General features: G+C 41.2%; 22 protein-coding genes and 5 pseudogenes. 15 read left to right on the forward strand and 12 right to left on the reverse strand.

Annotated features, from left to right (window positions below; genetic code table 11):
- Window position 1 precedes the first annotated feature (1 nt).
- The 15 genes and pseudogenes from HX13_RS01825 (at window position 2) to HX13_RS01900 (ending at window position 11,424) form a co-directional block, all read left to right on the forward strand.
- A complete protein-coding gene (locus HX13_RS01825) occupies window positions 2-334 on the forward strand; it encodes a DUF4133 domain-containing protein (protein ID WP_002979436.1) in 333 nt (110 codons plus the stop codon).
- Window positions 331-2,833, forward strand: a pseudogene (locus tag HX13_RS01830) (TraG family conjugative transposon ATPase). The gene HX13_RS01825 and the pseudogene HX13_RS01830 overlap by 4 nt, the downstream one beginning before the upstream one ends.
- Before the next feature lie 45 nt (window positions 2,834-2,878).
- Window positions 2,879-3,493 (forward strand): DUF4141 domain-containing protein, encoded by a 615-nt coding sequence (locus HX13_RS01835; protein ID WP_372487774.1) that lies wholly within the window; start codon window positions 2,879-2,881, stop codon window positions 3,491-3,493.
- A 2-nt stretch (window positions 3,494-3,495) separates the two neighbouring features.
- A pseudogene (traJ, locus tag HX13_RS01840) lies at window positions 3,496-4,492 on the forward strand (conjugative transposon protein TraJ).
- A 24-nt stretch (window positions 4,493-4,516) separates the two neighbouring features.
- Window positions 4,517-5,140, forward strand: coding sequence for a conjugative transposon protein TraK (gene traK / locus HX13_RS01845; protein WP_002979441.1), 624 nt, complete (start codon window positions 4,517-4,519; stop codon window positions 5,138-5,140).
- Window positions 5,141-5,151: 11 nt separating this feature from the next.
- Window positions 5,152-5,583: a hypothetical protein gene (locus HX13_RS01850; protein WP_002979442.1), complete on the forward strand. Its 432-nt coding sequence runs from the start codon at window positions 5,152-5,154 to the stop codon at window positions 5,581-5,583.
- 20 nt (window positions 5,584-5,603) lie between these two features.
- The gene (locus HX13_RS01855) at window positions 5,604-5,891 is read left to right on the forward strand and encodes a hypothetical protein (RefSeq protein ID WP_024564681.1); all 288 of its coding nucleotides are present in this window, start codon (window positions 5,604-5,606) and stop codon (window positions 5,889-5,891) included.
- Complete coding sequence (traM, locus tag HX13_RS01860) at window positions 5,878-7,218, forward strand: conjugative transposon protein TraM (protein WP_024564682.1); 1,341 nt, start codon at window positions 5,878-5,880, stop codon at window positions 7,216-7,218. Before HX13_RS01855 ends, traM begins: the two co-directional genes overlap by 14 nt.
- Before the next feature lie 25 nt (window positions 7,219-7,243).
- Window positions 7,244-8,148, forward strand: a pseudogene (gene traN, locus HX13_RS01865) (conjugative transposon protein TraN).
- Between the two features lie 21 nt (window positions 8,149-8,169).
- A complete protein-coding gene (locus tag HX13_RS01870) occupies window positions 8,170-8,730 on the forward strand; it encodes a conjugal transfer protein TraO (protein ID WP_024564684.1) in 561 nt (186 codons plus the stop codon).
- Between the two features lie 11 nt (window positions 8,731-8,741).
- Complete coding sequence (locus HX13_RS01875; RefSeq protein ID WP_024564685.1) at window positions 8,742-9,191, forward strand: DUF3872 domain-containing protein; 450 nt, start codon at window positions 8,742-8,744, stop codon at window positions 9,189-9,191.
- 432 nt (window positions 9,192-9,623) lie between these two features.
- Complete coding sequence (locus tag HX13_RS01885) at window positions 9,624-10,067, forward strand: VOC family protein (protein WP_002979449.1); 444 nt, start codon at window positions 9,624-9,626, stop codon at window positions 10,065-10,067.
- 141 nt (window positions 10,068-10,208) lie between these two features.
- Window positions 10,209-10,520 carry a helix-turn-helix domain-containing protein gene (locus HX13_RS01890; protein WP_024564686.1) on the forward strand — a complete coding sequence of 104 codons (312 nt, stop codon included), beginning with the start codon at window positions 10,209-10,211 and terminating at the stop codon, window positions 10,518-10,520.
- Window positions 10,501-10,794: a helix-turn-helix domain-containing protein gene (locus HX13_RS01895; RefSeq protein ID WP_002979451.1), complete on the forward strand. Its 294-nt coding sequence runs from the start codon at window positions 10,501-10,503 to the stop codon at window positions 10,792-10,794. The genes HX13_RS01890 and HX13_RS01895 overlap by 20 nt, the downstream gene beginning before the upstream one ends.
- Window positions 10,795-11,076: 282 nt before the next feature.
- Complete coding sequence (locus HX13_RS01900; protein WP_316931208.1) at window positions 11,077-11,424, forward strand: DNA-binding response regulator; 348 nt, start codon at window positions 11,077-11,079, stop codon at window positions 11,422-11,424.
- A 257-nt stretch (window positions 11,425-11,681) separates the two neighbouring features.
- Here the strand turns inward: HX13_RS01900 and HX13_RS01905 are convergent, their stop codons facing one another.
- The 12 genes and pseudogenes from HX13_RS01905 to HX13_RS01955 all read right to left on the reverse strand — a co-directional run bounded on the left by HX13_RS01905 (window position 11,682) and on the right by HX13_RS01955 (window position 20,475).
- On the reverse strand, window positions 11,682-12,488 hold the full coding sequence (locus tag HX13_RS01905) for a PRTRC system ThiF family protein (protein ID WP_024564687.1): 807 nt from the start codon (window positions 12,486-12,488) through the stop codon (window positions 11,682-11,684).
- Complete coding sequence (locus HX13_RS01910) at window positions 12,485-13,207, reverse strand: PRTRC system protein B (RefSeq protein ID WP_024564688.1); 723 nt, start codon at window positions 13,205-13,207, stop codon at window positions 12,485-12,487. The genes HX13_RS01905 and HX13_RS01910 overlap by 4 nt, the downstream gene beginning before the upstream one ends.
- Entirely contained in the window at window positions 13,204-14,367 is a 1,164-nt protein-coding gene (locus HX13_RS01915; RefSeq protein ID WP_024564689.1) for a hypothetical protein, read from the reverse strand. Before HX13_RS01915 ends, HX13_RS01910 begins: the two co-directional genes overlap by 4 nt.
- Before the next feature lie 18 nt (window positions 14,368-14,385).
- Window positions 14,386-14,605, reverse strand: a pseudogene (locus HX13_RS21795) (PRTRC system protein C).
- 17 nt (window positions 14,606-14,622) lie between these two features.
- Window positions 14,623-15,232 (reverse strand): annotated as a pseudogene (locus HX13_RS01920) (PRTRC system protein E).
- A 24-nt stretch (window positions 15,233-15,256) separates the two neighbouring features.
- Complete coding sequence (locus tag HX13_RS01925) at window positions 15,257-15,595, reverse strand: hypothetical protein (RefSeq protein ID WP_024564692.1); 339 nt, start codon at window positions 15,593-15,595, stop codon at window positions 15,257-15,259.
- A gap of 26 nt (window positions 15,596-15,621) precedes the next feature.
- Entirely contained in the window at window positions 15,622-15,816 is a 195-nt protein-coding gene (locus tag HX13_RS01930; protein WP_024564693.1) for a hypothetical protein, read from the reverse strand.
- A 52-nt stretch (window positions 15,817-15,868) separates the two neighbouring features.
- Entirely contained in the window at window positions 15,869-16,942 is a 1,074-nt protein-coding gene (locus HX13_RS01935) for a DUF932 domain-containing protein (protein WP_050019699.1), read from the reverse strand.
- A 45-nt stretch (window positions 16,943-16,987) separates the two neighbouring features.
- Window positions 16,988-17,380 (reverse strand): single-stranded DNA-binding protein, encoded by a 393-nt coding sequence (locus tag HX13_RS01940; RefSeq protein ID WP_024564695.1) that lies wholly within the window; start codon window positions 17,378-17,380, stop codon window positions 16,988-16,990.
- Window positions 17,381-18,036: 656 nt separating this feature from the next.
- On the reverse strand, window positions 18,037-19,287 hold the full coding sequence (locus tag HX13_RS01945) for a site-specific integrase (RefSeq protein WP_002979474.1): 1,251 nt from the start codon (window positions 19,285-19,287) through the stop codon (window positions 18,037-18,039).
- A gap of 379 nt (window positions 19,288-19,666) precedes the next feature.
- Entirely contained in the window at window positions 19,667-19,900 is a 234-nt protein-coding gene (locus tag HX13_RS01950; protein WP_050019700.1) for a hypothetical protein, read from the reverse strand.
- A gap of 245 nt (window positions 19,901-20,145) precedes the next feature.
- Window positions 20,146-20,475: a hypothetical protein gene (locus tag HX13_RS01955; RefSeq protein ID WP_050019701.1), complete on the reverse strand. Its 330-nt coding sequence runs from the start codon at window positions 20,473-20,475 to the stop codon at window positions 20,146-20,148.
- Window positions 20,476-20,719 lie beyond the last annotated feature (244 nt).

Below are 20,719 nucleotides of genomic sequence, written 5' to 3' on the forward strand. Positions count from 1 at the left end.
TATGAATAGTTACAACATTAACAAAGGCATTGGCAGGACGGTTGAGTTCAGGGGCTTAAAGGCACAGTATCTTTTCATCTTCGCTGGTGGTCTGTTGGGTACGCTCATCTTCGTGATGATACTGTATATGGCTGGCGTAAGTAATTACGTCTGCCTGTTCCTCGGAGCTGGCGGTGCTTCGCTCATTGTGTGGCAAACATTCTCGCTGAACAAAAAATACGGCGAACACGGATTGATGAAAGTAGGTGCAAGAAAACGACACCCTCGCTTCATCATTTGCCGCAAGCCTGTACGCAGGTATTTAAAATTCACTCCTAAACCTAAAGCCGTATGAGAAATGTAGCCAAGACAGCCACATTGGAGAATAAATTCCCTTTGCTGGCAGTAGAGAACAACTGTATCTTATCCAAAGATGCAGACATTACCGCCTGCTTTGAGGTGCGGTTGCCGGAACTGTTTACCGTAGCCTCTGCCGAGTATGAAGCCATTCATTCGGCTTGGCATAAGGCAATCAAGACCTTGCCCGATTTTACGGTAATCCACAAACAGGATTGGTATATCAAAGAGAGCTATGCTCCCGATTTGGCACAGGAAGACCAAAGTTTTTTATCAAAGTCGTATCAACGCCATTTCAACGAACGACCGTTCCTGAACCATTATTGCTATCTGTTCCTGACGAAGACGTCCAAAAACAGAATGCGTATGCAAAGTAACTTTTCATCGCTTTGCAAGGGTACGCTTATTCCAAAGGAAATCAATAAGGAAGCAATACACCGATTTATGGAAGCGGTCGCACAGTTTGAGCGTATCGTGAACGATAGCGGTTTTATAACCCTGCGACGTTTGACAGAAGATGATATAACCGGAACGGACGAGCAACAGGGATTGCTGGAACAATACCTCACGCTTTCGAGAGAAGCCGGAACACCAATGCAGGATATTGGCTTAGGTGCTGAAGAAGTCCGTGTAGGGAACAAAAGATTGTCCTTGCACACGCTGTCCGATACTGACGACTTGCCTGCAACCGTTTCGGCTGATACCCGATACGAAAAGCTATCCACTGACCGGAGCGACTGCCGTCTGTCCTTTGCTGCTCCCGTAGGATTGTTGTTGAGCTGTAACCACATTTACAATCAATACATATTCTTGGATAACAGCGAGGACAACCTACAACGGTTTGAGAAGTCTGCCCGTAATATGCACTCTTTGGCAAGGTACAGCCGTGCCAACCAAATTAACAAAGAGTGGATTGAAAAATACCTGAACGAAGCACATTCGTTCGGTCTTTCTTCTGTTAGAGCACACTTTAATATTATGGCTTGGTCGGAAGACCCTGCGGAACTCAAACAGTTGAAAAACGATTGCGGTAGTGCATTGGCACTAATGGAATGTAAGCCTCGCCACAATACTACGGACGTGGCAACCTTGTATTGGGCTGGAATGGCTGGTAATGCCGGGGACTTTCCTGCGGAAGAAAGTTTTTACACGTTTATTGAGCCTGCTCTATGTTTCTTCACGGAAGAAACCAACTACCACAATTCGCCCTCTCCGTTCGGGATAAAAATGGCTGACCGTTTGACCGGAAAGCCAATCCATTTGGATATTTCCGATTTACCAATGAAAAGGGGAATTATCACGAACCGGAACAAGTTCATTCTTGGTCCGTCAGGTTCGGGAAAATCTTTTTTTACCAATCATATGGTAAGGCAGTATTTCGAGCAAGGTGCTCACGTTCTGCTGGTAGATACGGGTAACTCTTATCAGGGATTGTGTGAACTGATTAAAGGAAAAACCAAAGGCGAAGACGGTGTTTACTTCACTTATACCGAGGATAATCCGATTGCCTTTAATCCTTTCTACACCGACGACGGTGTGTTTGATATTGAGAAAAGGGAAAGTATCAAAACTTTGATACTCACGCTTTGGAAACGGGACGATGAACCGCCTACAAGGTCTGAAGAAGTGGCACTTTCCAATGCCGTTTCGGGTTACATCGAACGTATCAAACAAGACGATACCTACCCGTCATTTAATGGTTTCTACGAGTATGTAAAAGGCGATTACCGCAAGGTTTTAGAGGAAAAACAAGTCAGGGAAAAAGACTTTGATATTGCCAATTTCCTGAACGTTTTAGAGCCTTACTATCGTGGCGGAGAGTATGATTATTTGTTGAACTCCGACAAGCAATTAGACCTGTTATCCAAGCGATTTATCGTGTTTGAAATTGATGCGATTAAAGACCACAAAATCCTGTTTCCCATTGTGACCATCATCATTATGGAGGTGTTCATCAACAAGATGCGGAGGCTGAAAGGTATTCGCAAGCTGATACTGATTGAGGAAGCGTGGAAGGCGATTGCGAAAGAGGGAATGGCGGAATACATCAAGTATTTGTTTAAGACAGTCCGCAAATTTTTCGGAGAAGCCATAGTCGTCACGCAGGAGGTCGATGATATAATCCAGTCGCCCATTGTAAAGGAAAGTATCATCAACAACAGCGATTGCAAAATTCTCTTAGACCAAAGGAAATATATGAACAAGTTCGATGACATACAGGCGATGCTCGGACTTACGGACAAAGAGAAAGGACAGGTACTATCTATCAATATGAACAACGATGCCAGTCGCTTGTACAAGGAAGTTTTGGATAGGATTGGGCGGAACACACTCGGCAGTGTACGCAACGGAAGTAAGCCTCGAAGAATATTTGGCTTACACGACGGAGGAAACCGAAAAAATGGAAGTGATGCAACTCGCTTCCGAATTGGACGGTAACGTAGAACTCGCCATTAAGCATATCGCTATGCAAAGGCGTGACAATGCAAATCAATAGTAATTAACAATCAAAAATTTTAAGACAATGAAAAAGATGTTTTTAATGGCAATCACGGCATTAATGCTTGCCGTTGCCCCAAGTGCGAAAGCTCAATTTGTGGTAACTGACCCTGCAAATTTAGCATCAGGTATTCTCAACTCGGCGAACGAAATCGTACAGACTTCTTCGACCGTGAGTAACGTAGTCAAGAACTTTAACGAGGTCAAGAAAGTGTACGAACAAGGTAAGGAATATTACGACAAGCTCAAAGCCGTAAACAACCTTGTGAAAGATGCCCGTAAGGTGCAACAGACTGTTTTGCTGGTGGGCGATGTATCGGAAATGTATGTGCAAAACTTCGGCAAAATGATGAACGACCCGAATTTCTCCGCACAGGAACTGACCGCAATCTCAAATGGTTACTCGGCTTTGCTGAATGAAAGTACCGAGTTGCTAAAGGAACTGAAACAGATTGTAACCTCCACAGGCTTGTCACTAAATGACAAGGAGCGAATGGACATTATCGACCGTGTGTATAAGGAGGTCAAAGAATACCACAGCCTTGTCAGATACTACACGAATAAGAATATCTCTGTCAGTATCCTGAGAGCAAAGAAACAGAATAATACCAAACGAGTGCTTGACTTGTACGGAACTCCTAACCAAAAATATTGGTAGTTATGGAATTTCAAAATCTGCACGAAGTCCTACGCTCATTGTATGATGAGATGCTCCCACTGTCCGCCGATATGGCGGCAGTGGCTAAGGGCGTAGCCGGCTTGGGTGCTTTGTTCTATGTCGCCATAAAAGTATGGCAGGCATTGAGTAGAGCCGAACCCATAGATATGTACCCTTTGCTCCGTCCGTTCGCTTTGGGTATCTGTATTATGTTCTTTCCGACAATCGTGTTGGGAACAATCAATGCGGTACTAAGTCCGGTGGTACAGGGTACACACGCTATTCTCGAAAATCAGGTGCTTGACCTGAACGAGTTGCAACAGAAAAAAAGACCTGCTCGAACGGGAAGCGATGCTCCGCAATCCTGAAACGGCATATCTCGTAGATAATGAGGAGTTCGACGCAAAGCTCGAAGAATTGGGCTGGTCGCCGGGCGACCTGATTACTATGTCAGGTATGTATATGGACAGGTTTGCCTACCAAACCGAACAAGCCATTAAGAATTGGTTTCGCAACCTGCTCGAAGTGCTGTTTCAGGCTGCTGCATTGGTCGTCGATACGATACGAACATTCTTCCTGATAGTCCTGTCCATACTCGGACCAATAGCCTTTGCTATTTCCGTGTGGGACGGCTTTCAGAGTACGCTCACGCAGTGGCTCACAAGGTATGTGAGCGTTTACCTGTGGTTGCCCGTCGCCGACCTGTTCAGCTCAATGCTTGCTAAAATCCAATCCCTGATTATCGAAAAGGATATACAGATGTTGGCTGACCCGACCTACATACCCGATACGGGTAATACCGTGTACATCATCTTTATGATTATCGGCATCGTGGGGTACTTCACTGTACCGACCGTAACAGGCTGGGTAATTCAGGCTGGTGGTGCTGGAAACTTTACCCGAAATGTAAACCAAGCTGCTATGAAAGCCGGAAATGTCGCAAGTGCCGGAGCTGGTTCTGCTGCCGGAAATATCGGAGGGCAATTGCTTAAAAAATAATGTAAAACGAATAATCATTTAACAATGGAATTTAAAACGCTTAGAAATATTGAAAACAGCTTCCGTCAGATACGTCTGTATGCGATAGTGTTTGCCGTTCTCTGTATTGGCGTGGTAGGATTTGCCGTGTGGAAATCGTACAGCTTCGCCAACGAGCAACGCCAAAAAATCTATGTGCTGGACAACGGCAAATCTTTGATGCTTGCCTTATCACAAGATGCAAGCATTAACAGACCTGTGGAAGCAAGGGAACACGTTCGGAGATTTCACGAACTGTTTTTTACGCTTGCACCTGATAAGAATGCTATCGAGAGCAATATGGCAAGGGCATTCAACCTTGCCGACAAATCAGCCTTTGACTATTACAAAGACTTATCGGAGAAAGGTTATTACTCCCGTATCATATCGGGGAATGTTCAGCAACGCATTGAGGTCGATAGTGTCGTGTGCAACTTCGACAACTATCCCTATTCGGTGCGGACGTATGCGAAGCAATTTATCATACGGTCGAGTAACGTAACACGCCGTAACCTGATTACCTCCTGCTATCTCGTAAACTCCGTAAGGTCGGATAATAACCCACAGGGATTTAATATCGAAAAGTTTGCGGTGGTTGAAAATCGGGATATCGAAGTCATTGAACGCTAAAATTTACGGATATGGATAAGCTACTTGATTTAGACACATTCGCAAAAACATTGACTGACAAAGGTTATGACGGATATTTCCATACGGAAGCTGATTATCCGGGCAAAGTCAAAGAAAGTATCAACAGGTTTTTGGAGGCTTGTAAGAACGGTACGGACAAACCGCTGTATGCTGATAGCATTTCGCTAAAAACATATCTCGAATGGAACGGAGATGACAAACCCTATACTGATTGCTATATGCGTGTACGGTATGAAGACGGCAAATTCGATGTACAGAGTTTGGAAATTGAAAGGAAAGACCGTTACGGGCATTCAATGAAAAAATCGGAACTGACCAACCTTACAACGGGGTCGGTTCCGACCGCAAAGGAAGCCCTTTCCAAAGTCCTTGATACACCTAAACAACAGTTTTCTCCCCGAAAAAGAGGGTTTAAAATGTAGTAACCCTAAATAATAAGAGTATGAAAAAATTAAGGGAAAATATCGACAGGTTTTTTGACAGGCTGGACGAAAATTGGAGGACAATGCCCGTTCGCAAACAGCACCAATACACGCTATACCTGTTTGTGGGCTACCTGCTACTGACCGTAGGGGTTGTTGCAAAAGTGTGGTACGATACAAGCCAGTCAAAAAACGATATGCACATCGACCATATCGAAAACCCTGTCCTGAAACAGAACGAAAGCCCTGCAAGATTGCAGGACACATTAAAAACAATTTTAAAAAATCAGATTTATGAAAGAAAATGAAAAAAAGGTCAGTTTTCTCGTTGAGGGGGACGACCAAAACGGAGCATCAAATCTGCCCGAAGAAAAAAAGAACAATACCGAGAAATTGAAAAAGCCATTGATTTTTGGCTTAATGGGTATTGTTTTCGTGGGCTGTATGTATTTGATATTTAAACCGTCGGAAGACAAAAAGGAAATCGAAAACATTGGTCTGAACGATGCCGTTCCGCAAGCTACGGGAGCAGGAATGCCCGACAATAAGGGCAAGGCTTACGAGCTTGAAATGCTGGAACAAAAGGAGCAAGAGAAACGCAATGCTTTAGCAACACTTTCAGATTATTGGAACACGGACGATAAGGAAGAACCGATAGACGAATTTGCCCAGGAGGAAGAAAGCTACGGCTATGGTAATGGCGGTCGAAGTTCAGGGAGAAACGGGGGCAATCCTGCATTGAACAGCTACCGCAATATGCAAAGTACATTGGGGTCTTTCTATCAGGACGACAATTCGGAAACAATGGAACTCCGCAGACAGTTGGACGAACTCAAAGAGCAATTAGCGGAGCAAAATGTACCGAAACCAACAACCGTAGATGACCAGCTTGCATTAATGGAAAAATCGTATCAAATGGCAGCGAAATATCTTCCTGCTAATACGCCTGCAAGCTCCGCAGAAAATGCACCTGCAAACGGTACGGCAACAGGAACAACGGGGACAAATCAAAAGGAGCATTTTGTGGTGTTCACTCCGGCAAGGAAGAACACCGTATCAGCCTTGTACCGTGAACCTACGGACAGTGCCTTTTTAGCCGATTGGAGCGAAACCCGAAATCGGGGATTTTATACTGCTGGTGCTAAAGAGCAAATTGTACAACCTAAAAACAGTATTAGAGCCTGCGTACACGATGCACAAACGGTAGTTGGCGAAACAGGCGTAAGGTTACGGCTGTTAGAACCTGCAAAAACGCCAATCCGTACAATCCCACAGGGAACGATTGTAACAGCTAATGCGAAATTTCAGGGAGGGCGTTTGCAACTCAAAATAACCTCTATCGAATTGGAGGGCAATATCATTCCCGTAGATATAACCATTTACGATTTGGATGGTCAGCAGGGTTTGTACGTTCCGTATTCCCCCGAAATGAATGCACTTACAGAAATGGCTGGCAATATGAGCCAGACAGGTGGAACGAGTGTAATGCTGACACAAAATGCAGGACAACAAGTCGCTGCCGATTTAAGTCGTGGCGTGGTACAAGGAATTTCGGGCTATTTCGCCAAGAAAGTACGCACACCAAAAGTCACGCTAAAGGCAGGACACCAAGTATTCCTTGTATCAAAACAATAATTGTATAACTCAAATATTTAGACAAATGAAAAATCTTTTTAAAACCTTTTGGGCGGTTGCCCTGACTATCGGCTTTGCCGTACAATCTTTTGCACAGGATAGTGTAAATATCAAAACTCCGCTTGCTTTGGGCAAGATTGAGCCTTACAAAATGGAAGTAACCTACGATAAAACTTCGCATTTGATTTTCCCGACCGCCATTCGGTACGTGGATTTGGGAAGTGAATACCTGATTGCAGGAAAGGCGGAAGATGCGGAAAATGTATTGCGTGTAAAAGCTGCCGTAAGGAGTTTTGAAACCGAAACCAATTTTTCGGTCATTACCAATGACGGGCGTTATTACTCTTTTGATGTGTATTATAGTTCCTATCCCGATGCGTTGAGCTATGACCTGCTGACGATGCAAAAGGCAGTAGATAAAGCCAACGGTAATGATGTGCTTTTCGAGGAACTCGGAAACAATTCTCCGTCTTTGGCTGGTCTGCTTTTGGAAACGATTTACAAAAAAAGACAAGCGTATCGTTAAGCATATCGGGGCTAAGAGCTTCGGCATTCAGTTTATCCTGAAAGGCATCTATATCCATAATGGTAAATATTATTTCCATACGGAATTAAGGAACAAAAGCAATGTACCGTTTGATATAGACTTTATCAATTTCAAAGTCGTGGATAAAAAAGGTCGCTAAGCGTACCGTAGTACAGGAACGGGCATTGACACCGCTAAGAACCTACAAGCCATTAGAGGACGGTATTAACGGGAAATCTACCGAGCAAAATGTTTTTCTCTTAGACAAATTCACGATTGCCGATGATAAGGTTTTATTGATTGAGATTTTCGAGAAAAACGGCGGACGACACCAAACGCTTCAGGTGGAAAATTCGGACTTAATCAATGCCCGTGTAATCAGTGATATGCACTTGAAATTTTAATAACCTTTTAAAGCAAGAACAATGAAAAAGTATATCTATACCGTGATGCTACTCTTTGTGGCCATCACGGTTGCACAGGCACAACGAATGTTGCCAAAGCAAAAAGGATTGGAAGTGAGTACGGGCATTTTGTCCGATGATAAAATCGGTAACGATTATTATATCAATCTCGGAATGACCGTGAACGGCAAAAACGGTAATTATCAGATTTGGGCTTTGGAGTACACGCACCAATATCACGACTATAAAGACCAACGCATACCGCAGGAAACTTATACTGCTGAGGGCGGTTACAGTTTCTTCCTGCTGGGCGATGTCCGTAAGAACATTACGCTGAATGCAGGAATAACGGGCGTGGTCGGTTACGAGAGCATCAACAGAGGCGAAACGATGTTGTATGACGGTGCAAAGATAGTAAGCGAGGATAATTTTATTTACGGAGCTGGTGGTCGGCTGACCTTTGAAACGTACCTGTCTGACCGATTTGTATTGGTACTGCAAGGGCGTACAAAAGTGTTATGGGGAACTGACCTGCGACAATTCAGACCGTCCGCAGGTGTGGGAATAAGGTTTAATTTTTAAAACGTAAAACGATGATAGCAATATTTAATAAATTCAGAATAGGATTGTTGCCAATATATCTAATGCTGGCAATCCTGACAGGTTCTATTTCGCTGGTATCTTGTAGCAAAGATGACGAGCTTGAAATACAGAACGATTTTCCTTTTGAGGTCAATGTGATGCCCGTACCTAAAGAGGTCGCCAATGGGCAAACGGTAGAAATCAGAGTAACGATAAAGCGGAGCGGTAACTACCAAAATACGCAATACTATCTCCGCTACTTCCAATTTGACGGACAAGGCTCGTTGAGGTATTACGATGAACCTCCGTATCTGCCAAACGATTTGTACCCGTTACAATCGGAGCAATTCAGGTTGTATTATACTTCGGCTTCTACGGTATCACAATCCTTTGAAATTTGGATTTCCGACAGCTTTGGCAATGAGAAACAGATAAGTTTTCAGTTTAACAGTAGTGATTAAAACGACAGCAAATTAGATAAGCAAAAACCGACTTTCAACAGGTCGGTTTTTTACTTTTTAGCTTCCAATGTTAGGGGGTTTTGTTTAAATTTACGGTATTATAAATCATATAGCTATGGATACGGTTACAGCTCAATTAGTGTTTGGTATTTTTGTTATCGTTGTTGCGGTTGTACTTATCTATTGGATAAACCGCAGGAGGTTTTACAGGCGTAATGCTGCTGGTGTAGAAATGTTTTCGGGATATACTAAAGCTATATCTGTGCGTTTTTTTAGAACGTATCGGCAAGTTGTTTGCCTATGGTCTTATTATTCTCGGAGTGGTCTGTATATGGACGTACACCCAAATGAAAAAGGATAAGGAAAAACAACCGATAGAAGCCCAAAGCACACGATAGTTTTTACCTTTATTTGGAGAACATTAAAAATAGTATGAACATAACAAGTACAATCGTTTATTTACCCGTAGCGTTTCCGGAGGTATCGGTAACATTCTACAAAAACCTATTCAGTGAAACGCCCGAAATATTTCTCGAAGACGGATTAATCATTGTGGAGCTTCCGAACCTTAATTTGTACCTGATAGACAAAAACAGATATGAAGCCTATTACATCCTGAAAACAGGTCGTAACGTTAAGGTTTCAAAGGACAATGTTTCTACGATTATCAGTTGTGTTTTGCCGTCCGAAGAAGATGTAAATATTGCGTTGGCAAATGTTTCAGCGTGTGGCGGAACGGTAACGAGCAAAGCGACAACAAACGAAGCACTCGGTATATATGCAGGGTATTTTTCAGACCCTGACGGGCATATATGGGAGCTGGCTTATTATCCACCCGAATATAACAGGGTTTTGAATTTCGTAAATCCCAACTAAACAAATAGGATAGCCCAAAAGGTTATCCTATTTGTTTTTTATTACGCCAAACACTGCCTTTCAAAGCCAAAGGGTGCAATCTTCCGCAACCCTGCAACAAGCCTTAATATCTTCGACTTCCACAGAAAAAATATGCAAACTATGGAAGTTATCGCAATAGCAAAATCCGCATTGGACGGAATGACGAATGATATAAAAGAGCTTTTGGAACTGACCGAAAACGCTACCCGTAAATATGACCCGATTTTCAAAGGGGAAAAGTGGCTCGACAATCAGGAGGTTTGTTTGATGATGAACATTACCAAACGGACTTTGCAGACCTATAAAGACAAGGGTTTACTGCCTTATTCCAAACTGAACCGCAAGAATTATTATAAACTCTCGGACGTACAGGCTTTGCTCGAAGCTGGCGAACCGTACAATACAAATGACAATGGATTTACTGACGAATGACACCGAAGAAATCGTAGCCTATCAGGAAATGATAACACGGTTACGAAACCGTATTGAGGATATACTGAAAAACTACCGTCCTGTAATGAATGGCGAAATCTATTTATCGGGCGAAGATGTATGCAGGTTGTTACATATCAGCAAACGCACTCTCCAGCAATACCGTGATGACAATATCCTGCCGTTTATTCAGGTTGGCGGTAAAATAATCTACAAGGAAAGTGATATTCTGACTATATTGGAGCAAAATTATATAACCAATAAAACGCATTGATTGTAATTAATTTCATTCCGATTATGTTTCAATCGGAACTACTTTAGTATATTTGTATTTGAAAATATAGACATTATTTAAAGTGTTTTTGCTTTAAAACTCGGTACTAAAAACTGGTAATTTTTCGTAACCCCGAGGCAATAAGTAAGAACGCTCACGCAATAGGCGTGGGCGTCCGCTTATTCGGGGTTCAGGGCGTACCAGTGCCTTAGTATCGGTAAGTGTGATTGCCTACGCTCTTTTTTTGGGTAGGTTCCACTAACAAAAGAAAAATTATCAGTTATGGACACAGGAAACAAACCCCACAAAAACAGTATTGCATTTATCAATGATAAAAGCCCTCTAATTGACATTATCTGCAATGACCTTACTGCTTCAGGAATTGAGATACTGTTCCGTTCGGAGAACATTCAGGACGGTTTAACTCAATTATCTGCTTTGACCGAACTCCCCAAAGCAATTATTATTGACCTCAACTTTGAGGATAAGAATGTGCTGGCACAAGTTCGGGAACTAAAGGCTAAATATCCAAGCATCAGATTAATTGGCTACGGAGATATTGATGATACAGATGAAACGGTACAGGCTCTTACGGAAATAGGAATAAAAAAGCTATCTGCCTATTGGTAGCGATGCAGACGATTTTAAAAAGAGTTATCGAGAAAGTATAAAAATATCTGTCCTTAATAAAGCGACGTTCTTTTGCTTCTTTTCTTTGGTCGCAACGGAAAGAAAAGAAGTCCAAACAAGCACAACCTGTTTGATGAAATGTAGGGCAATGGGGTTGTGTAGAGATACATTTTGGCAAAGTGGTTGTACCAATTTAAACGCAAAAATGCGTTTCCGACCGAAGCGAGGAATTGCATTTTTGCCCGATTTTTCGGACTTTAACCGACTTTTATCGGTTGGGTACGGTAGTCTTTCAGATTGTGGAAAAATCCCCTGTATTCCGTCATTCCGTAGCGAAATAAATCCCAAAGTAAGGAACAACCCATTTGAGCCAATGAACTATTGATAAATAAATCCTGCTTTTGCAATGCTTCGGCAAGTGAACAACTTGGCGTGTCGTCCTGTTCTTCGGATTGCTTCAGCAATTCTCCAAATTCTTCGGTAACAAATGGCAGACTTGCCACCGCTTCGTATTTTTGCGTATCGGGTTGTTTAATCTCTCCGATAGTAGATAGTAAGACTTGACCTGTGTTCCTGTTGTTCCCAAAGTCCAACCAATATTTTGGGGTATCTCGGTAATTTTTACGGTTGCCCAATACGTTCAAAATTTCAGCAACTCCAAAACGTGCCTGTACGTTATCCACGCAAGTAATGGTAATGGTTGCCTGTGCTTCTTCGGGTATCATTCCGAAATTATCCCTTTCAAATTTTCGGCTTTCGGCTTTCCAATTTGTACCGATACAACGGTTTACACGATTGATTAAAGCAACGGATTTGTACAATCCTGTTTCGCTTTCAAAAAACCGCTGTCTGCCTAAATTGGCGGTCGTGATAATATCATCGTCCCACAACCTTACGGAAAGTCCTGCGTGTTCCAAAGCCGTCAAACTTTCATTTGTCTCTAACAAGGCTGTCAGAACTTTTGAGCCTGTGCCACCTGCTCCGATAAGGTTTACCGTAATCGGGTTAGTTGGGTTTAACAGATAGTTATCTGTGAAATGTACTTTTGTTTTTTCGCTGTTCATCGGAATAGATTTTTAAGGGTTTTATTATTCTTTTTTAATGCTTCTGTGGGAAAGGGTTTATCTGTATTAACGAGGTCTTTCCAAAGGCTTACAATGTTTCGTTTTGTCAAATTACTGCATAATGAATGACTGAAATAGGAATTGAAAAAATAGTGTTCCCACGCCTGTATAAATTCCTCAACCGAAGCCGAATTTTTAATGTCAATACTGACTGTCCCCATACATACGTTGCCCTTTTCGTAGATGTTGAAAAATGGGGCGTAATGCAAAGGCGTTTTTTCGGTTGGTCGCCTGTTGTTTGCCAAAGCAAATACGGAAAGACTGCTTTTACTCGCTAACCAAAGCATTGCAGGAACTTGTGCCGTTCCGTTGGGTATGCCCAAATCGTCCACGAAATAAAGTTGCTGTTTCTTTGCTTTGGTGTGCCATAGCACTGTGCCGTTGTCGCTCGGATTGATATGCAGGATATTTGTAGGCAAAATTCCCTTTGGTTTTAAAAATGCCGTGTTCTTATCTTCATCGGTCTGTAAACACTTCGACAAAATATTGGCTTCTCTTACGGTCAAGGGGTGGGCGTTGATTGGGTTGCCGTCCTTATCCATATCGAAATGCTCTACATAGGTTTCTTTGTCCGTGCCTTTGTTTTGGTAAAAAACCAATGCCGATTTTGGAAAATAAAGCGTTCCGAAATTTGCGGTTATGTCAGTTAAATTGTTCATTCTTCTGTTGTTTTATAGTTTCGCAATAGTATTTTGAGGTCGTCCAATAGGTCAAACAAACGGTTTTCAAAATCAAGGTTTCCTGCTGTTATTTTCTTGCCGTCAAAGACTTTGGTAATACTTGGTTCTTCCAATGCTCCCAACTCGTTAAAGTCTGAATTGATGCTTTCAACAAGGCTATCAAATAACCAACCTTTGGTATCTGCCACGAATGAAATGTACCTTTCCATTCCAACGTATTCGATACTGTCGTCATCGTATGGGTCTTGTTCGGGCATTGGTGCATTTCTGAAAATACTTGCGTTCGGGTATTCCGTGTATAGGGCAAAGGCATTACACGCAATATGCCAACATTCTTTGTCGAATGTATCAAGGCTTTTAAATTGGCTCAAACGCTGTTCAAATGCTTCTAAATTAGTACGGTCAGATATTTCCAATTCTATTTTGTCGCCAATCATTTCGGATTGTTCAATCTCTTTTTTGTTGCACTCGCTTTCTTCTGCTTCTCCGTATTCTGCCCAATCCTTATACATCTCATACAACTCATACAGATAGGTGTTTTCGTCCCTGTAATATGGTATTCGGGCAAAATGGTATAAGTAACTGCATACTGATAAAAGTAGCTTTGCCGATTGCTTTCGCTGTTTGTCCTGCAACATTCTGAAAAGCGGTACAACGGGAATATAGAAAAGCGTTGTATTGGTTTTAAACCGTTCGTCAGTTACAAAATAGGTTTTCCTGCTGTCCTGTACCAATTTAAAACCGTCCCAATTTATATTTGTCCGCTTCTGTTGGGTGTTCATATCCCACATAGCCAATACAATATTGTAGGGAAAGGCGTAATCCTGTCGGGTCTGCATAGGCTCAATGCTGTAATGCTCGGCAAGTCTGGAAAGGGAATTATAAAAATCCCTTTCCGTTTTCTGACAAGCCTGTACGGATTGTGCCGTTTTCAGTTTAGGCAGAAACGTACACTTTAAAAAACCATTGGTAGCATTGCTATCGGTACGGATTTCCGTTTGTCTTTCCGGACTTGGTCTGCGTCTTTTGGTCTTTGCATCCATTGGGCGAACTCGCCTAACTGTTGGTGCAACTGTCGTTGCCGTTGCTGTTCGGGAATGCTGATTGTTCCCGCTATTTTGTTGCGTTGCATAGTTCATTGTTTTTACGGTTTTAAATTATCCTTTCGTACCCATTACGCTCTCAAAACGATATTCAACTGCATCGTCTTTTTATCTTCGGTGCTGATACCTTTGCGGTAGTCAGTATCGGGTACATATTGGCGTAATAATTCATTACAGCTTCCACGCTCCACCGTGCTTCGGGGTCGGTTAGTCTGATGTCCTGTCCTTTATCTTTGAGTATAAAAACTCTCGGTAATACTGTTGCTAATAACATAACTTTTGATTTTTGGGTTAATACTGTTCTGCTTCGTCTGTTTCTTCAATGGGGTAATCTGCTGTAACTTCTTCCGCTTGTGTCGGTGCTTCTTCTGTTGCTCCCATTGTTACGAATAGGTCGGGTGTAGCGAACTTTGCAGATAGTGAAGATTTGCGTTTGCGTATCTCGTCCGCTTTTTCGGGAAACTCGGTAATGTCGGGTACTTTTATCCACGCTTCACGGAATTTGCCCTCTTTTTCCAACTCGTCCGCCTTTGCCATACCGTCTTTGTACTTCTTGTCTTTGGCTTCTTTTTCCTTTTTGAGTTTCTCGGCTTTCTGCTTTTCCGCTTCGGATTGTAGTTTGACTATTTCCATTTGCTTCATAAAGGCTTCCATATCTACCATTACGCCCGAAATAGTCTGAACAGGTTTTTTAATCTGCTCGAAAAATCCCTCGTCAAACTCCTGCGGTGTGGCGTTGAATGTCAAAGGGGGAATGAGATTTTTTTGCACCATCTCTGCATTGCTCATTGTTGAGCAATACAGTTACAATTAGGTTGTTTTCCGTGCCTTTGGTTATTGTCAGTTGTAAATTGCCTGTAAAATCCAACTGTGCTATCTGATTGAAAAAATTTGTGTTCATTGTTCTGAAATTTTAATGTGTTCGTTAATTCCTTATTTCTGCTATCTCGTCTATCCTGCCATAAATGAAACTGCGTAGGCTCGTTTTGTCGGGTGCATTGTATTCGTGCCAACTTCCGTACTGCTTCACTATATAGGTTTTTAGAATATCCTCAAAACCAAACCGATAACCCATTAGCGGAATAGCTGTGCGGAAAAAACCATTGTAGTTTACTTCTCTTGCAATCCAATTTTTATCGGCTCGGCTCAACTTCTCGCCCTTGTTCAGTTTTTCCCTTAATTGGTAAACCTTTGCGGTTTTCAGCGTTTCCAATTCGGGTATCTCGTGGCTGATAAATTTTGTTGCTATTGCTTTCGTTTCCATTGTAACTGCTTTTAAATGTTATGCGTTTATTCTTTGGTATAAACTCCGTTTACATAGTAGCCAAATGACTTTTCCCAAAGGCGTACTAAACCATCTGTGTCTATATAGAAATACTCTGTACGATTGCAGTAAATAATAAATATGCTTTCGTCTTTGTGTTTCTGTTCAAGGCTCTGTGCCTTTGCCAACTTTTTCGCTTCTTCTATTGTTGTCGCTTTCATATCGCTTGTTTTTAAAAGGCTACCACCGATTAAGGCGGTAGCCTGTTGTTATTTAATTAAGGTTTAGGATTTCCGCACCGTCCAAAGCAAAGGCGGTACAGTATTCAAATGCCTTTTGCGATTTCAGTTGAGCCGTTCCACCCATTACGATACTCTGTAATTTGGCTTCGTTGTCCTTGTAATTACGAACATTCTGAAAGTAGCCTGTAACCGCATTGTACGCTCCGAACAGTGTTCCCTTTGTAGTGTCCATTTGCTGTGTGTCGCTCATCATTGCGTAGCCAAATGCGTCATCTACGGTGTTTTTGAACACGGTGGAAACTTCATCTTCCGCACCTTTTTTGAGTGAATCAAGGGTTTCTTTATTTGGGCAAAGTGCCAACTGTATCAACTTTTTAACTTCTCGGTCTGATACTCTGACCTTTGCCCAATCGTTGAAAATGCCCTGTAATTGGTCGCTCAACGTGTTGGCTAATCCCATAATCTTGTGGGCGTTCTCGATACGTTGTTTTGCTCCCGAAGTATGTTTGATACGCACTACATTTGTCATATTCCGCAAACTTGCGTTTAAGGTATTTTGGCATACGATACGGATAGGCGTAAACGCTGCGGTAATACTTCCGCTTCCGTCGTGGCTTGTGGTTAGGAAGATGTATTTTTCTGTAACATCATCGCCATTACCTACACGGATATAGTCAGGCAATTTGGCTGTGATAAAAATGCGCTCTCCCTTGCCCAATGCTCCTGCGGTTTCGTATAAAATATCGTCCCCACCGCCTACGATAGCATCAAAGAAATTGAACGCTTCACGGTTTTGTACGATATGGTAATCTTTCCCGACTACGCCCAATACTGCATTATTATCGGTGCGAATGTTGGCGAAATAGTTAGGTACTTCCAATTCGGTACTGCCTAACTCAATACCCTGTGCAGTTTCAATAAATCCCGAACCTTTGGTAAATAGTGGGGATTTTACAACTTCGTAATCTAACCCTGCGTGTTTGATTGCTTCCTCGCTTGTCGGATATTGCTCTACGAGTTGCCCCAAACCGTGCCACGCTTTTTGCTGTACTGTAAAGAAACTGTACTTTCCTGTTCTCTCGTTGAAATTTAGATTGTGTGCCATTTTGATAAAATTTTGATGTTTAAAAAATTGATTGAATACTTATTTTTAGAATGGTAGGTCGTCCTCTGTTCCCTCTGCTGTAAATCCGTTGTTTTCATATTGTGCAGTAGCCAGTACGGTTTCGGCTCTGTTTCCTCCGCCGTGCAATTTGATTTGTGAGGTATGGAAATTCAAACCTGCTCTCGCTTCTCCGTCTTTGCCTGTCCACGCTCTTGTGCTTACACGTCCTGTGAGTTCTACCAAAGTGCCTTTTGTCAGTAGCCTTGCCACGTTTGCACTAATCCAATAGGCACAATCGAAGTAAGCCGTTTGCTCTACCCATTCGCCCTGTCTGTTTTTGTAGCCGTCATTTACCGCTACGGAAAAGTTTACTACCTGTTTTTCGTTCGACAATGTGCGTACTTCCGCATTTCTTGTCAGTCTGCCTGTGATGTTCATTTTTTCTGATTTTTAGTGATTGATATTTGATTTAATTTTTTTTGATTTATTCGGTAATGAGAGGAGGTGCTGTTTCGTTTCATTACCATTTTCAATGCTTATAATTTTCATAACTGACATTTTTTTTTATTCGTCCAAAGAGCCGGAGTATGCTATGTTTCGTTTCACGAGCATTAAAGGTTCGTGTTTAGGCGACACAAGGTTTTGGAAAACAAATACTACCCAACGGGTGGAGATTTTTTTCCAAACTTGCTTGACCTTTTGGCGGCGTTAAGAACACGGAAATACCTTTGCTCTTGAAATGGGACAATAGTGCATACAGGCTTCTTTGAATAAAAAAAAATGTGGAAGCCGAGAAAATTGCATTAGAAGATGGTCTGTCTTGAATTGAAATAACACTTCTATTTCCCTTAATTGATAAATGTTTTTTTTTAGTTAGGTGGCTTCCAAAGCCACGCTGATAGGGATTTTAAAAATGTCGAAAAGTGGAATGAGCGGAGGGACGTTTTTCAAATTTCTGTTTCAGATATAGCCGAAAGCTCTTTTACTGCGAGGGGATTAGAAAGGGTGGTAAATGTGCTTTGGGTATAAAAAAATTGAGGCAAAAAAAAACAGAGCCGTTAAGCTCTGTTCAAAAAAAATGTTTATGAATTTAATTAGATAGCCATTAAAAATGCTTCTTCCATTGCTTTAAATTTCGGAGTTACCAAATCCATATCCTTACTGATTTTTTGGCTGGTAATCTTCGCATAAATTTGTGTAGTAGATATATTTTTATGCCCCATCATTTTGCTAAGACTTTCGAGAGGTACGCCCTCGGTCAAAAACATTGTTCCGAAAGTATGCCTTGCCGTGTGGAAAGTTACTTTTTGCTCCGTAATAATTTCTGCATTTTCAATCAACTTAGCGACGTGCTTATTACAAGTCGCATTGGTTGGGATAGGGAATATAAACTCATTACGGGTAGTGCCGATATACTTTTCAATGATACGTTTTGGAATATCCATTAGACGAACATTGGAAGCAACGTCTGATTTCTTTCTACGGCTGATAATCCATTGATGCCCGTCAAAGAATGATTGTATATTGCTCCTTTTTAATTTCTTAATATCTGCATACGCAAGCCCTGTAAAACAACTGAAAATAAACAGGTCTTTTACAACTTCATACCGTTTGTGCGGAGGCTTACTAAGCATTAGTTTCTCAACGTCCTCTTTCAATATGTAACCTCGGTCGGTTTCCTCCATACTGATTTCGTAATCCTCAAAAGGATAATCACGTATCAGCCCTTTTTTAATCGCTAACTCCGCCAAAGCCAAAACAGGCATTGTGTACACCCAAATAGTATTATGGCTTAACTGTAAATCATAGCGGAGGTAAAAATCAAACTCACGGATAAAATCGTTATTCAATTCACGAAAAGCCATATCGTCACGATGATACCGTAACTCTATGAAGTTGGAAAGATGATTGTAAACTGTGATGTACTTATTGTAAGTACCCTCTGAACGTTCTTCCTTTTCGACCAATTTTTTAAATTGTTCGTTTTGGTCGTTGAAAACTTTTAGGATAGCATCGTCCATTACACCAACACCCAAAAAGGAGAGCTTCACTTTCTGCGAAGTGGCAAAGCCCTCGTGTTTGAGCATATCTTCATAAATCGTATCAATACGACCTCGAATGTTGTCTAATTTCTTGTTTACTTTTAATGCTTCTGCACTTTTGCCTAAAACTCTACCGAATTTTAAATCCCAATTATCAGCGTTAATTTCTAACTTTGTTCCGAAAGTTTTAGGCACTCCGTCAATGGTAATACGTGCCATAATCGGAGCATTACCATTCTTTTTTGGTTCGTTCTTTTTCAGGTAGAAAAGCAATTTAAACGTTGACCTTTTTGTCTGTTCCATAACCACAATGTTTAATGTTTAAAATTAAATTACATTGAGTTACAAGGAAACGTAAAAAGGGGTGCAAAAGACTGAAATATAATCAGTTAGATTTGGGTAGTTACCGACTGAATTGGTAACGATTTAGGAACCTAACTTTGTATTTTCCAGCCCAAAACCTATCGGACAGAGAGTTCTCAAAAAAGACTACACTTTTATAAAGCATTGTATAATAACGGGGTTAACCGTTTTGCCTATCTTTGCTTTTTATTAATCTTTTTTTATTAAAATAATAAAGAGGAAAATCAAAAGACTTAAAACAAGTAATAAAATAAGGCTTAATCCCCAGAGATAGGAATTTTTCCTGCTGACCTCCAGGTCTTTTTGATTTTTTTCAGCATTAAGGAGTGCTATTTTTCTTTTCTTTTTCAGCAGCATTGAATTTCGATTCAATTTTATTGATTTCAAGCTTTACGTTTTCGGTATTTAAGCTGTCGTTGAGTGTAGAATATTTTTGTTCCCATGCCAGGGCCTCCTTGGCATTTCCCATCTCTTCATTAAGTACGGAAAGTTGTTTGTAAATTGTTTTCCTGTTGTTAAGATCTACAGCGAGCGTTTTTTTCAGCCAAAACATCTTCTAATGTGTTTTTTAGCTCCATTATATTTTTTTTAATTTTTTTTAAAATATCATATTTATTGAAGTAAAACATCTGCGCCAACAGATTCTGATTAAAATTTTTTTAGCATAGAAAATTCCTTTGTCTATAACGGGTAATGCCTCCGCGTTTTTTTTGTTTGGTGATACAATAAAGTGTTTTAGCGTAGTAATAGGATGCATTAGCTGAAGATTCCGGGTAGGGCGCAATGAGCTTTTCAGCTTTATCTAAAAATTTTTTTAGCCTCATCTCCTTTAGCCTGATAGCAAAAATTGCTGGTAGAATTCAGGTAGGCATACAATAGTTCTGCAGAATGGGGTGCATTTTTTTCCAGAATTCCTAATGCTTTATTATTGTAGTTTTCTGCCTTGGCAAACTCAGCATTATACGTAAGAATAATGGCCAGCTGAGTATATAAAAAACCCAGGTTTTTGCTGGTTTCATACTTCTTGATCAGTGGGATGCTCTTTTCAAGAATAGTTTTTACCAGAAAGGGATATCCTTCTTTATCTTTTTGGGTTACTGCATAGTTGTACCAGGCCAGAGACTGCATAAATTCCGATTCTTCATTTCTGAATTCTGCTAATTCTTTAATGGCTTTCAGGTAAGATGCAGCTGCTTTCTTTTTATTACGGTCAAGGTTATACTGTCCTTCGTAATAGTGATATTTGGCGGAAAGAAAAGGACTGTTTTTTATGAATGCTTTCCCGGTTTCCAGGTATTTTTTGCTTAAAAGACTATCTCTGTTTCTGTAATAATTTGACAGTAGAAAACAGGCATTTACTTTTGAAGTGTTG

The organism is Chryseobacterium sp. P1-3 (assembly GCF_000738495.1).
Taxonomy (GTDB): Bacteria; Bacteroidota; Bacteroidia; order Flavobacteriales; family Weeksellaceae; genus Chryseobacterium; species Chryseobacterium gallinarum.

Excerpts from the sequence above, each read along its gene's own strand:
- HX13_RS01825 (WP_002979436.1), top strand. The coding sequence starts at position 2 with ATGAATAGTTACAACATTAACAAAGGCATTGGCAGGACGGTTGAGTTC.
- HX13_RS01835 (WP_372487774.1), top strand. The coding sequence starts at position 2,879 with ATGGCAATCACGGCATTAATGCTTGCCGTTGCCCCAAGTGCGAAAGCT.
- traK (WP_002979441.1), top strand. The coding sequence starts at position 4,517 with ATGGAATTTAAAACGCTTAGAAATATTGAAAACAGCTTCCGTCAGATA.
- HX13_RS01850 (WP_002979442.1), top strand. The coding sequence starts at position 5,152 with ATGGATAAGCTACTTGATTTAGACACATTCGCAAAAACATTGACTGAC.
- HX13_RS01855 (WP_024564681.1), top strand. The coding sequence starts at position 5,604 with ATGAAAAAATTAAGGGAAAATATCGACAGGTTTTTTGACAGGCTGGAC.
- traM (WP_024564682.1), top strand. The coding sequence starts at position 5,878 with ATGAAAGAAAATGAAAAAAAGGTCAGTTTTCTCGTTGAGGGGGACGAC.
- HX13_RS01870 (WP_024564684.1), top strand. The coding sequence starts at position 8,170 with ATGAAAAAGTATATCTATACCGTGATGCTACTCTTTGTGGCCATCACG.
- HX13_RS01875 (WP_024564685.1), top strand. The coding sequence starts at position 8,742 with ATGATAGCAATATTTAATAAATTCAGAATAGGATTGTTGCCAATATAT.
- HX13_RS01885 (WP_002979449.1), top strand. The coding sequence starts at position 9,624 with ATGAACATAACAAGTACAATCGTTTATTTACCCGTAGCGTTTCCGGAG.
- HX13_RS01890 (WP_024564686.1), top strand. The coding sequence starts at position 10,209 with ATGGAAGTTATCGCAATAGCAAAATCCGCATTGGACGGAATGACGAAT.
- HX13_RS01895 (WP_002979451.1), top strand. The coding sequence starts at position 10,501 with ATGGATTTACTGACGAATGACACCGAAGAAATCGTAGCCTATCAGGAA.
- HX13_RS01900 (WP_316931208.1), top strand. The coding sequence starts at position 11,077 with ATGGACACAGGAAACAAACCCCACAAAAACAGTATTGCATTTATCAAT.
- HX13_RS01905 (WP_024564687.1), bottom strand. The coding sequence starts at position 12,488 with ATGAACAGCGAAAAAACAAAAGTACATTTCACAGATAACTATCTGTTA.
- HX13_RS01910 (WP_024564688.1), bottom strand. The coding sequence starts at position 13,207 with ATGAACAATTTAACTGACATAACCGCAAATTTCGGAACGCTTTATTTT.
- HX13_RS01915 (WP_024564689.1), bottom strand. The coding sequence starts at position 14,367 with ATGAACTATGCAACGCAACAAAATAGCGGGAACAATCAGCATTCCCGA.
- HX13_RS01925 (WP_024564692.1), bottom strand. The coding sequence starts at position 15,595 with ATGGAAACGAAAGCAATAGCAACAAAATTTATCAGCCACGAGATACCC.
- HX13_RS01930 (WP_024564693.1), bottom strand. The coding sequence starts at position 15,816 with ATGAAAGCGACAACAATAGAAGAAGCGAAAAAGTTGGCAAAGGCACAG.
- HX13_RS01935 (WP_050019699.1), bottom strand. The coding sequence starts at position 16,942 with ATGGCACACAATCTAAATTTCAACGAGAGAACAGGAAAGTACAGTTTC.
- HX13_RS01940 (WP_024564695.1), bottom strand. The coding sequence starts at position 17,380 with ATGAACATCACAGGCAGACTGACAAGAAATGCGGAAGTACGCACATTG.
- HX13_RS01945 (WP_002979474.1), bottom strand. The coding sequence starts at position 19,287 with ATGGAACAGACAAAAAGGTCAACGTTTAAATTGCTTTTCTACCTGAAA.
- HX13_RS01950 (WP_050019700.1), bottom strand. The coding sequence starts at position 19,900 with ATGTTTTGGCTGAAAAAAACGCTCGCTGTAGATCTTAACAACAGGAAA.
- HX13_RS01955 (WP_050019701.1), bottom strand. The coding sequence starts at position 20,475 with ATGCAGTCTCTGGCCTGGTACAACTATGCAGTAACCCAAAAAGATAAA.